This is a genomic window from Ferrovibrio sp. (assembly GCF_025869515.1).
Classification (GTDB): Bacteria; Pseudomonadota; Alphaproteobacteria; order Ferrovibrionales; family Ferrovibrionaceae; genus Ferrovibrio.
Genome location: NZ_JAOZVR010000021.1, coordinates 1 through 14,566, shown reverse-complemented (window position 1 = coordinate 14,566; position 14,566 = coordinate 1). Strand labels below are relative to the sequence as shown.

Sequence of the window (14,566 nt, the reverse complement as noted above, 5' to 3'; positions counted from 1 at the left end):
GTGACGATCGTCAGCACACTTATCGATTGCCAGATTTTAACAGTATTTAATCGAAAATGTTGTTCACTCCTTCTCATGAACTGAGGGGGTTTCAAATGTTACTTTCGATTCGCAATATTCTCATCGGAGTATTTCTTGCCGTCAGTGCGACCTTGGCTGTGCTGGTCGGCTCTTCGGCTTACGGTTCCTACCAGCGCTACGCCACGTTTCAGGACGTGGCCGGCCTGACTGCGCTGGACAAGGCACTGTTCAACGCATTGCTCAATTTTCGCAGTGAGCGCGGGGACGCGGCGACTGCGATGAACCTTTCGACAGAAGCCGGTGCCGGCTCCATGCGCAGCGTGGTGGCTGCCCGGGAGAAGGTGGACGTGGCGATGGCGGAAGCTGCCGGGCACATGGCGAACATCGACTCGGTCGAGCTTCGTTCGGTACTCAACGCATTGGATGCGCAGTACAAGGCGCAGCAATCCCTGCGCCAGCGGATCGACCAGAACGTCGCCAAGCCGCTCGATCAGCGCGAGGCCGGACTGGACAAGGTCATACTGGCCGAAGGGGACAAGCTTCTTACCGCCCTTGAGGCGGCATCCGTTGCGGCAGAGGGCGAGGTTCGCTCCCTCGACAGTTCGCTTGTGGCCCTGATCCAGATCCGCAGTTATGCCTGGGCAACGCGCGCCCTTGGGGGCAGTGCGACCGTCGTGCTCAACGCTCCGATTTCGGCCAAGCGGCCGCTTTCTCCCCAGGAGCAGGCAAACCTTGCCAAGCTTGATGCGGGCATGACTTTCGCATGGAGCGCGGTAAAGGTTCTTGTGGACCATTCGGACACGCCGGCCGTGGTGAAGGAAAAGTTTGCCCAGGCCCAGAACGGTTACTTCGCCGGTGAGTTTGCCAACTGGCGCGCCGATATCGTCGCCAAGTCGGTAAACGAGGCGCCGCCCGTTTCCATCGACGACTGGCGTCCGCGCGTGACCGCGGCTCTCGGGACGATCGCAGGCGTTGCCTCCGAGGCGATGGAGGCGATCAACAATGCTGCGGCGGTTTCGGAATCTCGGGCCTTCTCGAGCATGGTTCTCTACGTCTCGCTCTTCCTGCTTTCCCTCATCTTCGGCGTGGTCGGCATGGCCGTCGTTCTGGTTCGGGTCGTGCGACCGGTATCCGCGCTGACAGCTTCCATGGGGGAACTGGCTGCCGGCAATCTCGGCATTGCCATCGCCGGCGCCAATCGCGCCGACGAAATCGGCGGCATGGCTCGCTCGGTCGAAATCTTCCGTCAGGCTGCCATCCGCAATGCGCAGCTGGAAACCGAGGCGGAAGACAACCGTCGCCGCGGCGAGGCAGAACGCGTCGAATTGCAGAGGAAGGCCGAAGAAGATGCTAACGAGCGTCTGAACAAGGCCACCGGCGCGCTGGCGTCCGGTCTCCAGCGCATGGCCTCTGGCGATATGCTGTGCGAGATCAACGAGCAATTTGCGCCGCAGTTTGAGGCCCTGCGCCATGACTTCAATACGTCGGTCCGCCAGCTGCGCGAAGCGTTGCAGAGCGTCGGTCAGGTCGCCGGTTCCGTTACCAACGGGTCGGGCGAAATCTCCCAGGCATCGGACAACCTCGCCAAGCGCACAGAGCAGCAGGCTGCTTCGCTCGAGGAAACCGCTGCGGCGTTGGAGGAAATCACAGCCAACGTCACGGCTACGTCGAAGCGGACGGGCGAGGCTCGCGATCTGGTTCGCAATACCCGCGAACGTGCCGATCGCTCGGGCCATGTCGTCGCAAACGCCGTTTCCGCAATGGGGCGCATCGAACAGTCTTCACGGCAGATCGGCCAGATCATCGGCGTCATCGACGAGATCGCGTTCCAGACCAACCTGCTGGCACTCAATGCCGGCGTCGAGGCGGCACGTGCCGGTGAAGCCGGCAAGGGCTTTGCAGTCGTGGCGCAGGAAGTTCGCGAACTGGCCCAGCGTTCCGCCAATGCGGCAAAGGAAATCAAGGGGCTGATCGCCAATTCCGAAATCGCCGTCAGCGAAGGTGTCAAACTCGTCAGCGACACGGGCGAGGGACTTTCCTCGATCGCGGAACTCGTGCAGTCGATCAATACCCATATGGATGCCATCGCTACCGCTGCGCAGGAGCAGTCCCTGGGGCTTGGCGAGGTCAATACGGCCGTCAATCATATGGACCAGGCGACGCAGCAGAATGCCGCCATGGTCGAGGAGATGAACGCCGCAGGGGCAAGCCTCGCACAGGAGAGTGCACGTCTTGCCGAACTGCTGTCCCGCTTCCGCACGGGGCAGGCCGCTCAGCGCGTCGCCACCGCTGCGCCGGTCAGCCGTCCTGCTGCGGCGCGACCGGCCCCGGCACGGGAGCCGTCAAGGGCGCGGCCTGCGCCGATTTCCCACGGCAATGCCGCCGTTGCCATGAAGTCGGACGAGTGGGAAGAGTTCTGAGCCGACCCGGCAATCGAAGACAAGCGGCCGCCCTGTGCGGCCGTTTTTGTGTGAAGTGGTCGCGGTTCCTTCCTTCGCCTCGCCAATCGGGCCTGTATCGCAATTAGTCCTTGCGCATGCATGGTGAATGACATAAAGACATCTTTATATCTTGATTGGTTTTGAGCGGAGGGCGTATGAAGTTCGGTGTAGACGTTCTAGTCGAACTGCTGAAAGCCGCAGGCGAACCTACGCGACTTCGCCTGCTTGCCCTGCTTGCTGCCGGCGACCTGACGGTCACCGATCTTACCGATATTCTCGGCCAGTCGCAGCCTCGAATCTCCCGTCACCTGAAACTGTTGACCGAAGCTGGCCTCGTGGACCGCTATCAGGAGGGTGCATGGGCCTATTTTCGCCTCAAGCAGGATGGTGACGCGGCATCGCTGGCGCGTCAGCTGCTTGCCGCAACGCTCGACAGCGATCCGGTGCTGCTCCGTGACGGGGAGCGTCTTGCCGCCGTCAAGCGGACGAGAGCGGAGCGCGCCCAGGACTATTTTAGCCGCAATGCCTCCGGATGGGACGAGCTGCGGCGGCTGCATGTCAATGACGATGCGGTCGAGGCGGCGCTGGTGCGGCTGGTCGGCACGGAGCCGGTTGATGCTTTGCTGGATCTAGGCACCGGCACGGGCCGCATTCTTCAGCTTCTGGCCAACGGCTACCGCCGCGCTGTCGGCATCGATGCCAGCCGTGACATGCTGGCCGTAGCGCGGGCCAATCTTGACAAGGCCGGCATCCTCAAGGCTGCCGTTCGCCATGGCGATATCCTGAACCTGCCGCTCGACGGCAATGAATACGATCTCGTGACGATCCATCAGGTGCTGCACTTCCTGCCGCAGCCCGAGCTGGCGCTGGCCGAGGCAAGCCGCATGTTGAAGCCCGGCGGACGGCTTGCCATCGTGGATCTCGCGCCTCACGATCATGAATACCTGCGGGACGAGCATGCTCATGTGCGGCTCGGCTTCTCGCACCAGACGATGGCCGAATGGCTGGCCAAATACGATCTCGATGTGGAGCGTGCAGTCGACCTCAAGCCGGAACAGCCGAAAGGCGGCGGTCTGACGGTCACTCTCTGGCTTGCCCGCCAGCGCGTGCCTGCCCATAGCGAAACTTCCATCGGATCCACCCTTCAGACTGGGAGCATATGAATGGCGAGAAACGATCACAACGAACAGGCTGGCGCGCCGCTGCGCATTTCCTTCGAATTCTTTCCGCCGAAGTCGGAAGAGATGGAAGGCCAGCTCTGGGCGACGGTCGATGAACTGTCGCGCTGGAACCCGGATTTCGTTTCGGTGACCTATGGAGCCGGTGGCACGACGCGCGCGCCGACCCTTTCCACGGTGCGCCGCCTGATCTCGGACACTACGCTGACCACCGCGTCGCACCTGACCTGCGTCGGTGCGACGAAGGATGAGGTTCGCCATGTAGTGGATGAATTCCGCGCCGTTGGTGTGCACCATTTCGTTGCTCTGCGTGGCGATCCGCAGGGCGGCATCGGAACGGCTTACCAGCCCCATCCGGGTGGCTTTGCCAACGCGGCTGAACTGGTCGCTGGCTTGAGGGAGATAGGCGATTTCGAGATTTCCGTATCGGCCTATCCGGAAAAGCACCCGGAAAGCCGTGACGATGCGGCCGATATCGACATGCTCAAGCGCAAGGTCGATGCCGGTGCTCACAGGGCGCTCACCCAGTTCTTCTTCGATAACGATATATTCGAGCGTTATCTGGAGCGGGTACGCGCTGCGGGGATCACCATCCCGATCGTGCCGGGCATCATGCCGATCCAGAACCTCACCCAGTTGAAGCGCTTTGCCTCCATGTGCGGTTCCAGCGTTCCGTCCTTTCTGGACGACCGTTTCGCCGGTCTCGACGATCAACCGCATGCGAGGGCGGAAGTGGCGGCTGAGATTGCCGCCGAACAGATCGAGGATCTCGTGCGTCGAGGCATCGGCGACTTCCATCTCTATACGATGAACCGCGCGCCGCTGGTGAATGCGACGCTTGCCAATGTCGGTCTGAAGCCGTCAGAGCGGGCGGTGGCTGGCGCTGCCGCATGACCTCGAGTTGAGGCCTATTTGATTTCGCTGGCCATCAAAAAAGGCGCATGCCGATAACGGTTCATGCGCCTTTCTTATTGAATTCGGAAAGCATCACTGGCTTGGCCGGACCTCTCGGGATCTCTTTAAGATGGCCGTTGGTTCACCCATGAAAACTCAGATGAACAGCATCGTCGCTATGAACACAAACGCCGCACCGACGATCAGGACATTGAGAGAATTGGTCAGTCCCATGTCTGCCTCCTTGTGTTGACCGTTAGATAATATGTCCGTTTTGTGTCGGTTGAAAAGCGTTTTGTGTGCTGCAGCGCAGTGCAGAGCCGTGGATAAGTTGTCGCACGGCTTGCAAAGATCAATAAAATCAAAATCTTGGAAAATGTGAGCGTCTGTTAATATTGCTTAACAAACGTGATTTGCAAAAACGGGATCGTTTTGATGCGTGACAACCCGCATCATTTGGCCGTGGTGCCGAAAGCGGGCCTGCGCGCAATCAGCCTGCCATCCAGAATGACCAAGCCAAGGCCGATCAACGTCATGCCTGCGATATCGGTAGCGTGCAGGCGCTCATTGAGGAAGAGGGCGCCGAGCAGGATGGCGCTTGGCGGAACGAGCAGTGTGACGAGCGAGGTGTTGGTGGCACCGGCTCGCGCCATGATGCGGAAGAACAGGATGTAACCAAAGGCGGTGGAGATGAGGGCGAGCGCGACGATTGCCGCGAGCGCGCCGACCGGCGGCATGGCGAGGTTCCACGGGTGGTCGATGAGGAGCGAGGCCGGCAGCATGATGATCGACGATGCCGTCAACTGGCCGGTTGCCGTGACCGGCGCGGGGATGCCCTTGAAGCGTTTGCCGTAGATGCCGGCGAAGCCGTAGGAGATGGCGGCGAGGATGGGCAGGCAGACGGCCCAGAGCGGAATCGAACTCGTGGAAAGCGCGCTCGGGCCGATCAGGACAATCGTGCCGAGAAGGCCCGTCAGGCAACCGGCGAGCTTGGTGCCGGTCAGTTTCTCGTCATCGGTCAGGCGGTTGGCGATGATAACGGTCCAGACCGGGGTGGTGGCGTTGAGGATCGAGGCCAGGCCGGCGCCGATATGGGTCTGCCCGAGAAAGATCAGCGTGTGGGGCACGGCGTTGTTGATCAGGCCGAGCAGGAGGAAGGAACGCCAGTTGGCTGCGAGATGGCGGTAGATGTCCAGATTGCCCCGCAGATAGAGATGCAGGGCCAGCGCTGCGATCGAGAGGCGGAGGAAGACCAGCGTGAACGGCGGCACATAGGGGATTGCGACGCGAGCGAAGAAGAAGGAGCCGCCCCAGATCAGGCCGAGCAGCAGGAGCATCAGCCAGGTGGCGGTCGTCATTTTCTGCTGCGAGACGGTGTTCATGTGGAAGCTCCGGTTTCTCTCCGAGCTTCATAGCTACGGATGGCGCGTTCGTCACGCCACCCGTTTGTTGCGGTCCGGCTTTTTATGTTGCGGGATCGTTCGTTCCGCCGTGATCAGAACGTGGCGATGAAGGCCGGGGTCGGCCAGCCGTCAGCGGGAAGGCCGAGACGAAGCTGCTCCTTCTGGATCGCCATGCGGGTGCCGCCGCCGAGAATGCCGTCGATCTTGCCGACGTCATATCCCTTCTGCTGCAGCTTGGTCTGGAGCGCCTTCATTTCCGTGTCGCTGATACCCGGTTCCGGGTTGCCCTTCAGGTAAGGTTCCGCACCCATGAGCCGCGTGGCGAAATAGGCGGCCGAGGTGGTGTAGATGAAGGACTGGTTCCATTCGAGATAGATGTTGAAGTTCGGATAGGCCATGAAGGCCGGGCCCTTGCGGCCCTGCGGCAGCAGCAGCTCGCCTTCGAGGCCGGCATTGCTGGTGTCGCCGTTGCGCGGCTTGACGCCGAGCGCGAACCAGTCGCCGGCCTTCATGCCGCTGTCGAAGCCGGTCTTCTCCCAAGGCAGATTTTCCGGAACGGTGACTTCCTGCAGCCATGGCTGGCCGCGCTGGAAGCCGAGGCTCTGGATGAACTTGGCGGCCGTCAGGACGGCGTCCGGCGAGCTTTGCTTGACGTTGATGTGGCCGTCGCCATCTCCATCGACACCGTAGGCGATGATGTCTTCCGGCAGCATCTGTACCTGGCCGATTTCACCGGCCCATGCGCCCGTGTTGGTCGAGGGGTCGAGGTCGCCATGCTCGACCATCTTGATCAGTGCCAGCAGCTGCGGACGGAAGAGTTCGGGGCGGCGGCAGTCGTGCGAGAGTGTTACCAGCGCGTTGCGGGTGTTGAAATCGCCCTGTACTGCGCCGAAGTCGGTTTCCATCGCCCAGAAGGCGGTGATGACGCCGGAGGGGATGCCGAATTCCTGTTCGGCGCGGGCGAAGACATCGGCATACTGCTTCATCTTCTGGCGGCCGATATCGAGACGGCCCTGGCTGACGGTGCGCTGGGAAAACTCGAGGAAGGTTTGCTTGAACACGCCCTGGGCGCGGTCGCGGGAGAGCACCTTCTGGTCGATCACGGCGCCGGCAAGCGCCTGCATTGCCGCGTCCGACGAGCTTCCTGCCGCGATTGCCTCGGCCTTCACGCCGTCGAGAAAAGCCTGCAGATCGCCGCCGCATTCCGCGGCAAGCGAAGGGGCGGTGGTAGCGAGAAGGCCTGCGAGAGCAAGGGCGAGACGGGGAGCGGCTTTCATATCCATATCCTTGAATTTTTCGGGTCGGCTGCGATCATGCCCGTCATTTTGACGAAAACGAGATCGTCAGCCGGAAAATCACAGCATTGCAGAGGATTAGCTGAGTTTATTGGCGCAGCGATGAAGATCGCCGGCCGCGATCCTACCTGGACGCGGCCGCGACCCACTTTCTCCAGTTTTTCTCGGTGCCGGCAAAGACGTTGATATCGGTCTCTCCCTTGATTCCGGGAATGACGCCGGTCGACGTATATTGCCAGAAGGCCCAGCGACGCTCCGGATAGATTTCCTCCGGATGCTGGGCGACTGCGCGAACCCAGAAATGATAGTCTTGGAAGGCACCCTGGAGATTGTCCCGATGGAAATCGACCGAGGTGTAGATGATCGGGCGCTTGCCGTAATAGGCTTCGATGCGGTCCATGAAGCGTTTCATTTCGCTGCGCACCGTTTCTGCATTCGGACGATACTGGCAGGTCTTCGACGTGTGGTTCCATTCCACATCGAGAACCGGCGGGAGGTGCATCGATTCCTTCGGTACGTTGCGGATGAACCAGTCGGCCTGCTCGTCGGCGGAAGAGCAGAAATAATAGAAGTGGTAGGGCGCGTGCGGGAGACCGGCAGCGCGAGCCCTGCGCCAGTATTCGTCAAACTTCGGATCAACGATGTCCTTGCCTTCGGTCGCCTTGATGAAGACGAAGGAAACGCCGGATTGGCGCACCCTCGGCCAGTCCACGTCACCGTTCCACTTCGAGACGTCGATGCCGTGCACCTTGTGTCGCTGGGGATTGTTGGTGCCAAAGTCCTGCGGGTCCTTGTCCTGGAAACGGGGCTGCTTGATCGAGGCCGTTTCCATGAAGTCATAGCTGGTCGAGGTACAGCCGCTGAGGGCGATCATGACCGGCAGAAGGGCGTGAAGAAGCCACCGCATGGTTATTCCGTGAAATAGAATTCGAGGTCATGCCCCTGATGCGGCGCGCGCACACGCAAATACAAAAGAGGCGCAAACCTCCTTTTGCCTCCATCATCCTTAAATATGCGTTATTTTCAACCGTCAGACAGTGTGTCAGATGCGAATTATCGCATGCCAGGCGTAACCGCGTCCGACGGTCTCGAACTTCAGCCGTCCACCGACCCGTTCAAGCCGTGCTTCCAGAGCCTGACGCAGGTCAGCCCTTGGCGTGACGTGGAAGCGGTCGAGCCAGGACTGGAGGAAGCGCTTGAACCAGCCAGGAAGACCTTCCTGCTGGCCGAAATCGACCACATGTAGGGAGCCGCCGGGTTTCAGCGCCGCAAGGCTCGCGTCGATCGCTTTTTCCCAGTCCGGGATCATCGACAGGGCATAAGAAATCATCACCCGGTCGAAACCGGAAACGCCGAATTCGCCTGCGGTGAAGGTCGTGGCATCGGCCACGGCAAGGACCGGCTCGGCAGGCTTGCCACGGAAGTTTGCGCGTGCGGAGACCAGCATTTCCGCCGAGATATCAAGCCCGTAGAGGCGGGCGGTCGGATAGAGCCGATGAGCAAGGAGCAGATTGCGGCCCGTGCCGCAGCCGACTTCAAGCAGGCTGCCCTCGCGCGGGACATCCAGCCGGGCGATCATGCGATCACGGCCGAACAGATAGTATTTGCGCGTCAGGTCATAGATGTGCCGCTGGTAGCGGTACATCCTGTCCATGCGTTCGGCGTGTTCGGCGTCGAGCCCGGCTTCGGCGACCATCAGGCTTTTCTCTCATAGATGTGGAAGCCGCCGTAGATTGCCGACCGGTCCTGCTTGTTGAGCTCCGCGGACCTTTCGGCATGGTAGGTCCACTGGTCGAGCAGGGTATCGGCAAGCCGCCCGTCCAGCACGCTCTTTTCGGCCGCCGTGCGAAAGATCACGCGCGCACCGGGGGCGGCCGTGCGGGTGATTTCGCCCCAGAGGTCGTTGAGCTGGCGGTCGTTCATCCAGTCCTGTGCGTCGAGCAGGATATAACGGTCGACGCTTGCGGCTGTCTTCTGCGCGAGCAGCTCGGTGAAGCTGGCGTGGTGAACGGTGACCCGGTTCGCATTGGCGCGGATCGCCGGATAAAGCTCCGGCTTCAGATAGGTGGGCAGCGTGCCTTCATGGGGCTGCGGATAGCGGCGCGCGAAGGCCTGCCATGCGAAGTAGTTGTCCTTCAGCGGGAAATGGCAGGCGAGCTTTTCGAGGCGGTGGCGCAGTACGGGCGCGATCGTGCCGCCCTCGGACATGCTGGCAAGCTCGTCATACTGCTGCGGCGGAATGCCGAGGCCGAAGAGGGAGCTCTTGCGGGCCGTGATCCAGCGGATCAGCGGCTTTTCGAACAGCGGAGCGATGCGGTCATCGAAGAACTGGCGCTGTTCGCGTAGCGAGCGGGTCTCGGTGATATCGGTCAGTTTGACGCCATGGAGGCGGGCAACGATGTGGCCGGCGCCGATGAAGCGACCGAGCAGGCCGGTGCGATAGAAGTTGCGGTTGAAGGCCGCGATGCGGCGCCGGCCGGTGACGCCGCGCTTGTTCCAGTAGTCCCGCGTCTTCGCATCGAGGTTCGGTGCGATGAAGCGGTCGTAGCTGCGGGAGTTTGAGCGGGTGTTCTCCTGGGCGAAATGGTGCACCACGGCTGCGTGGTCGGGCAGGTGCTGGAAGGCCGCGAGCTTCAGCCGGTTCAGCGCCACATGGTTGGGGTTGAGATCAACGACATCGATGCTGGAGGGGCTGCGCGAGAGATAGGCCAGCATGTTGCAGCCGCCGGAGCCGATGGTGACGATGGAATGACCTTCGGCAAGCTGCATTGCTTCCATGTCGACTTCGGGGTCTTCCCAGATCTGCGGATAGACGAGGCCGGAGAAGAGCATGCCGAACAACCGCTCGGACAGACCGTCCTTCGTCAGGGCCTTGTGCTGGAGGAGAGCGTTCTTGAGTTTCCGGTTCTTGCGAAAGTCGGCATCCGGTGCAACGTCGGTCATGTTCGTTAGCCATCCATTGAACGTTGAGGGCGTGTAGCCCCCTCATGCAACAGTATGATGACGTTGGCTGTGGGTGCGCTGGCCGCTTGCACGAAGCTCGCTCGTGACGCCGGAAAAACGTGCGCAATCTGTTTGCTCCCTCCTTTTTGGGGTTTCGTCATCGGATGTTTCCTGATTGCATGGCCCGGCAATCGGGAGGAAGCGCATGCGATTGTTTGGCAGGATCATCCGAGGGCTGGTGCTTGCCCTCGTCATGTTCATTACGGCAATCGTCTTCTGGCTGTCGTTGTCGCCTCCGGCCCTGCTGCTGGTCGGCACCGGCTATGCGGCAAAGATCGTCTGCTCGAATGTCTTTCTCGCCGGTCGTGAACCGGAGGTGGTTCTCGCCCTGGATGTGCAGGCGCCCGGCCATCCTCTGCTCAAGCTGGTCAATGTCGATGTGGACCGGGATGCGGGAGCCGTTACCGCGCGCCTTCTGGGAGCAATAGCTCCCAGCACTGCCATGAGGAGGGATGGGCTCGGTTGCGCCAACGTACCCGATGGCGCCACGCTGGAGGATATCGATCCGTCACCTGCGCGTGGCGCAAGGCCGACCGTTTCGGATGCCGCCTGGCCTGCCGGTGATGGGGCTGACATCCCCAATCCCGCCATTGCCGGTCTGCTGGCGGACCCCGCGCTTGCCGGCCCCGGCATGCGCGCCATCGTCGTTATCAAGGATGGCCGTATCGTCGGGGAGGCCTATGGCACGGGCTTTTCAGCCGAGACGCCTCTGCTCGGCTGGTCGATGGCCAAGGTGGTCAATGCGGCGATTATCGGCCGGCTGGCCGGGGAGGGAAAGATCGGTCTGGATGATCGTGAGCTGTTTCCCGACTGGAAGGAGGACAAGAGGGCCGATATCCGCGTTCGCGACCTGATGGCCATGGAGAGCGGTCTCGAATTCAACGAGGACTATGGCGATGTCGCCGATGTCACGCGCATGCTCTATCTTGAGCCTGATATGGCAGCCTTTGCCGCCGACAAGCCGCTGGTGGCGAGGCGGGGAGAGGTCTTCAATTATGCATCCGGCTCCAGTGTTCTTCTTTCGCGGATATGGATGGAACGCATAGGCGACACGTCGCAGGCGCTGGGCTACCCGAAGACCGCGCTGTTTACGCCACTCGGCATGACAAGCGCCGTGATGGAAGCCGATGCCGCCGGCACTTTCGTCGGCAGTTCCTATGTCTATGCGACAGCCCGGGACTGGGCGCGCTTCGGGCTCTTCCTGCTGCAGGATGGCGTGTGGAACGGCAACCGGCTTCTTCCGGAAGGCTACGTCGCGATGATGCAACAGCCGACATTGGCCTCGAAGGGACGTTTCACCGAGGGACAAGCGTGGCAGGAGGGGCCGGGAGTGGTTGACGACGAAGCGTTCGGCTTGCCCGCCGATGCTTACTGGATGCTTGGTCATGACGGACAATCCGTCACCATAATTCCCTCCGAGCGCCTCATCGTGGCTCGGCTCGGGCTGACGCCGTCGAAACTGGGCTACCAGCCCCAGAAACTGGTGAAGGCCGTCATGGACGGCCTTCGGTAAGGTTTCTCGCTGTCTGCTGTTTCCGACTGCTCAAGGATCGAGAACGTCGAGCATGCCTTTGCGCTTTGCGTCGTAATAATAGCCGCGCGAGTAGAGGCGCACCGCGCCGTCATGACTGTTATCTGCAACGAGCCATGCGCCCTTCAGGTATTTGATCGCATATTTGAGATTGGTTTCCGCATCGAAAAGACCGGAGGCGGGGCCGTCATAGCCCATGGACTTGGCGGTCGAATACTTGATCTGCATGAGACCGTAATGACCATTGTTATAGGCAGCGGGATTATAGGTGCTTTCGCGATTGACGACCCGGTGGATCAACACTTCCGGCATGTCGTAGAATTTCGAGTATTTCTTGATCAGGGCATTGATGACGGTCGGTCCGCTGGTGGCGGGCTTCATCGCCGGCTCTTCAATGGCCGGCGGCGGGCCGGGCGGGGAGACGTCGAACTGCTTGTCGAGCGCTGCAAGCGACAGGTTGCCTGAAGGGGCAGCATAAGCAAGCGCGCTGCCCGGCTTCTGTGCCGGAACGATCGACTGTGCCTCGGTCACTTCCGGCGGCAGGATCGTCGGCACTGCGACAGGTGCCGTGTCCGGCAGGCTCGTCACCATGTTGGGGGATTCCGGCATGGAGGCCGTCTGGATGGTGCCGCGCTGCTGGTTCGCCACCAGCTCCATTGCCTGTGCGGCCGGCATGGTCTGTGCTGCGGTTGCCAGTGCGGTGGCCTTCAGGACCGGGATCGGGGCGGGTGTCTGGGTACCGGGAATGATCGGCGGCGGTTCGGTCGAGGCATTGGGATCAACAACCGGCGTAACGCCGTTGACCGCCGTGGTTGCTGCCGCTGTCTGCGTGCCTGCAGCGGGCGTGCCGGCGACCGGATTGGCCTTGAGCTCCTGCTTGGCAGCGTCTTCCATGCTGCTGGTACAACCCGCGAGGCCGACAAGCAGAATGGAGGCGAAACCCAGGTTTGCTCTCAGGTCTCTTTTTGCGATCATGCCGACATCCCAAGTAAAACTAAACACCGGTTAACGCGCATGCGCTGCCGTTAACGTTCTGGTGTCATAATGCATGGGCGGAATTGCGGCAAGCTTGCCACGTTCAGGCGGCTATCTTGCGGTAGCCCGCCGTCACCGCCCCGGCTGCAATGAGCAGCGTTCCGCCCGTCCGATTGACGGCTTTTCTGACAGAATGCTTGCGAATGAAGCGCCGGGCGCGGTCCGCCAGCATGACATAGCTCAGACAGACGACGATTGAGAGAGCCAGGAAGGTTGCTTCGAATATCACGGCCTGATCGAGAAATGGCACCGCCGGCGCCATGAATTGCGGCAGGAATGCGACAAAAAAGACAATACTCTTCGGGTTTAGCGCCGTCACTGCGAAGGCATGCGCCATGATTCGAAACGGTTTTTCTTCCGGGAGGTTGTCATTGTCCGCCATCGGGCCGTCCCCAACGGGCGCTCTCCAGAGTCGGATACCGAGATAGACGAGATAGGCGCCGCCGATCCATTTGAGGATCATGAAGGCTGTGGCGGAACCGGCGAGCAACGCGCCGAGCCCAAGAAGGGATCCCGTCATTGCGACAAAATCGCCCAGTGCCACGCCCGTCACTGTCGCAAACGCCGTCTTCCTGCCGTGCCCCAATGCATAGGACACGACGAGCAGTGTGGTTGGCCCCGGAATTGCCAAGAGAAAGGCCGAGGCGGCGGCGAAAGCGAGCCAATGTTCGAACGACATGAGTCTTTCCTCCCAGGGAAAGAGCAAGCCAGCTTTCGCCGGCTCCGTCAATGTGCCGGACGGTATTTCTGCCCCATGTAATCCATCACTTCCGCGAACCATGGAGTGGACAGGTCGAAGGCCTTGCCGCCCTTGATGCGGGGGAATTCGATGGTGCGGAGTTTGCCGCCCTGATCCTCGTCATGGCCGGTCACGCCGGAGACTTTGTTCAAGCCGCTTTCGACGGCGAGATCGACCATGCTCTGGATGAGGCGCAGGTCGTCATAGTTCGCCGGGGCGGAGCGAGCGTAATAGCCAGACTTCTGCACCATGGAGCGTTCTGCGTCGAGCAGCTTGGCGAAGTGCTTCTGGAACCAGGAGCCGACGTTGATCGTGTCGATCTTCACATGGCCGAAGGCGTCGCGCTTGACTTCCTCACCGGCGGCTTCGCGGTCGGCAACGATTTCCTCGAGGCAAGCGCCTTCAGAGACGAAGAGCGTGACGAAGCCGGTGCGGTCCATGATTTCCTTCAGGCGGGCTGCTTCCGCTTCGAGGTCGAAATGGGTCTCCGGCAGGTAGATGCCATCGATGTTTTTCAGCTCCTGATTCATCATGAAGCCTTCGATGTATTCGTTGCCCTTGGTGCGCTGGATATAGGCGCGGGCGGTCGCGGCGGTCAGCCAGCCGCAATGGCGGCCCATGACTTCATGGATGACGAGCGTACGCGGCGCGGCGCTCTGCTCATTGGAGACGTGGTCGAAGAAACGGGCGCCGACATCGGCGGCCGTCCATGCGCCGAGCGACTGCCTGATTGGCACGACGTCGTTGTCGACGGTCTTTGGCAGGCCGACGACGGTCAGGTTGTAGCCGTTGGCTCCGAGATAGGCGGCAAGGTCGGCCGCGGTGGTGTTGGTATCGTCGCCACCGATGGTGTGAAGGATGGTGACGCCGTCGGCAGCAAGGCGCTCGGCAGCGACGCGCAGCGGGTTTTCGCCTTCCTTGACAAGGCCGCGCTTTACACAGTCTGCGGTGTTGGTCAGCTTGACGCGGCTGTTGCCGATCGGCGAACCGCCGTAGCGATGAAGGACGTGAGCCTTCTCGCGCATC

General features: G+C 61.2%; 12 protein-coding genes. 4 read left to right on the top strand and 8 right to left on the bottom strand.

Going from position 1 to position 14,566, the window contains the following annotated elements; all coding sequences use genetic code 11:
• The first annotated feature begins 95 nt into the window (after nt 1-95).
• From OJJ21_RS04040 to metF, 3 genes are all read left to right on the top strand, one after another.
• Nucleotides 96-2,441, top strand: a complete 2,346-nt coding sequence (locus OJJ21_RS04040) for a methyl-accepting chemotaxis protein (RefSeq protein WP_297683403.1) — start codon at nt 96-98, stop codon at nt 2,439-2,441.
• A gap of 176 nt (nt 2,442-2,617) precedes the next feature.
• Nucleotides 2,618-3,625 (top strand): metalloregulator ArsR/SmtB family transcription factor, encoded by a 1,008-nt coding sequence (locus tag OJJ21_RS04035; RefSeq protein ID WP_250915975.1) that lies wholly within the window; start codon nt 2,618-2,620, stop codon nt 3,623-3,625.
• Entirely contained in the window at nt 3,626-4,534 is a 909-nt protein-coding gene (gene metF / locus OJJ21_RS04030; protein WP_297683400.1) for a methylenetetrahydrofolate reductase [NAD(P)H], read from the top strand.
• Between the two features lie 452 nt (nt 4,535-4,986).
• On the opposite strand, the gene OJJ21_RS04025 is transcribed toward metF, so the two are convergent.
• From OJJ21_RS04025 to OJJ21_RS04005, 5 genes are all read right to left on the bottom strand, one after another.
• Nucleotides 4,987-5,892, bottom strand: a complete 906-nt coding sequence (locus OJJ21_RS04025) for a DMT family transporter (protein WP_297683398.1) — start codon at nt 5,890-5,892, stop codon at nt 4,987-4,989.
• A 137-nt stretch (nt 5,893-6,029) separates the two neighbouring features.
• A complete protein-coding gene (locus tag OJJ21_RS04020) occupies nt 6,030-7,214 on the bottom strand; it encodes a lytic murein transglycosylase (protein ID WP_297683396.1) in 1,185 nt (394 codons plus the stop codon).
• Nucleotides 7,215-7,356: 142 nt separating this feature from the next.
• Complete coding sequence (locus OJJ21_RS04015; protein WP_297683394.1) at nt 7,357-8,139, bottom strand: GH25 family lysozyme; 783 nt, start codon at nt 8,137-8,139, stop codon at nt 7,357-7,359.
• Nucleotides 8,140-8,274: 135 nt separating this feature from the next.
• The gene (locus tag OJJ21_RS04010; RefSeq protein ID WP_297683392.1) at nt 8,275-8,928 is read right to left on the bottom strand and encodes a class I SAM-dependent methyltransferase; all 654 of its coding nucleotides are present in this window, start codon (nt 8,926-8,928) and stop codon (nt 8,275-8,277) included.
• Complete coding sequence (locus tag OJJ21_RS04005) at nt 8,928-10,175, bottom strand: DUF3419 family protein (protein WP_297683390.1); 1,248 nt, start codon at nt 10,173-10,175, stop codon at nt 8,928-8,930. Before OJJ21_RS04005 ends, OJJ21_RS04010 begins: the two co-directional genes overlap by 1 nt.
• Nucleotides 10,176-10,380: 205 nt before the next feature.
• On the opposite strand from OJJ21_RS04005, the gene OJJ21_RS04000 reads away from it, so the two are divergent.
• Nucleotides 10,381-11,748, top strand: coding sequence for a serine hydrolase (locus OJJ21_RS04000; RefSeq protein WP_297683388.1), 1,368 nt, complete (start codon nt 10,381-10,383; stop codon nt 11,746-11,748).
• A gap of 30 nt (nt 11,749-11,778) precedes the next feature.
• On the opposite strand, the gene OJJ21_RS03995 is transcribed toward OJJ21_RS04000, so the two are convergent.
• The 3 genes from OJJ21_RS03995 to OJJ21_RS03985 form a co-directional block, all read right to left on the bottom strand.
• On the bottom strand, nt 11,779-12,741 hold the full coding sequence (locus tag OJJ21_RS03995; protein WP_250915983.1) for a lytic transglycosylase domain-containing protein: 963 nt from the start codon (nt 12,739-12,741) through the stop codon (nt 11,779-11,781).
• Nucleotides 12,742-12,844: 103 nt separating this feature from the next.
• Nucleotides 12,845-13,480 (bottom strand): LysE family translocator, encoded by a 636-nt coding sequence (locus OJJ21_RS03990; protein WP_250915984.1) that lies wholly within the window; start codon nt 13,478-13,480, stop codon nt 12,845-12,847.
• A 47-nt stretch (nt 13,481-13,527) separates the two neighbouring features.
• Nucleotides 13,528-14,566, bottom strand: a 1,039-nt coding sequence (locus OJJ21_RS03985; protein ID WP_297683384.1) for a pyrophosphate--fructose-6-phosphate 1-phosphotransferase, incomplete at its 5' end; no start/stop codon positions are given.

Bases quoted from the DNA above. Each gene is read 5' to 3' on its own strand.
- OJJ21_RS04015 (WP_297683394.1), bottom strand. From the start codon at position 8,139: ATGCGGTGGCTTCTTCACGCCCTTCTGCCGGTCATGATCGCCCTCAGC.
- OJJ21_RS03990 (WP_250915984.1), bottom strand. From the start codon at position 13,480: ATGTCGTTCGAACATTGGCTCGCTTTCGCCGCCGCCTCGGCCTTTCTC.
- OJJ21_RS04020 (WP_297683396.1), bottom strand. From the start codon at position 7,214: ATGAAAGCCGCTCCCCGTCTCGCCCTTGCTCTCGCAGGCCTTCTCGCT.
- OJJ21_RS04005 (WP_297683390.1), bottom strand. From the start codon at position 10,175: ATGACCGACGTTGCACCGGATGCCGACTTTCGCAAGAACCGGAAACTC.
- OJJ21_RS04025 (WP_297683398.1), bottom strand. From the start codon at position 5,892: ATGACGACCGCCACCTGGCTGATGCTCCTGCTGCTCGGCCTGATCTGG.
- OJJ21_RS04040 (WP_297683403.1), top strand. From the start codon at position 96: ATGTTACTTTCGATTCGCAATATTCTCATCGGAGTATTTCTTGCCGTC.
- OJJ21_RS04035 (WP_250915975.1), top strand. From the start codon at position 2,618: ATGAAGTTCGGTGTAGACGTTCTAGTCGAACTGCTGAAAGCCGCAGGC.
- OJJ21_RS04000 (WP_297683388.1), top strand. From the start codon at position 10,381: ATGCGATTGTTTGGCAGGATCATCCGAGGGCTGGTGCTTGCCCTCGTC.
- OJJ21_RS03995 (WP_250915983.1), bottom strand. From the start codon at position 12,741: ATGATCGCAAAAAGAGACCTGAGAGCAAACCTGGGTTTCGCCTCCATT.
- OJJ21_RS04010 (WP_297683392.1), bottom strand. From the start codon at position 8,928: ATGGTCGCCGAAGCCGGGCTCGACGCCGAACACGCCGAACGCATGGAC.
- metF (WP_297683400.1), top strand. From the start codon at position 3,626: ATGGCGAGAAACGATCACAACGAACAGGCTGGCGCGCCGCTGCGCATT.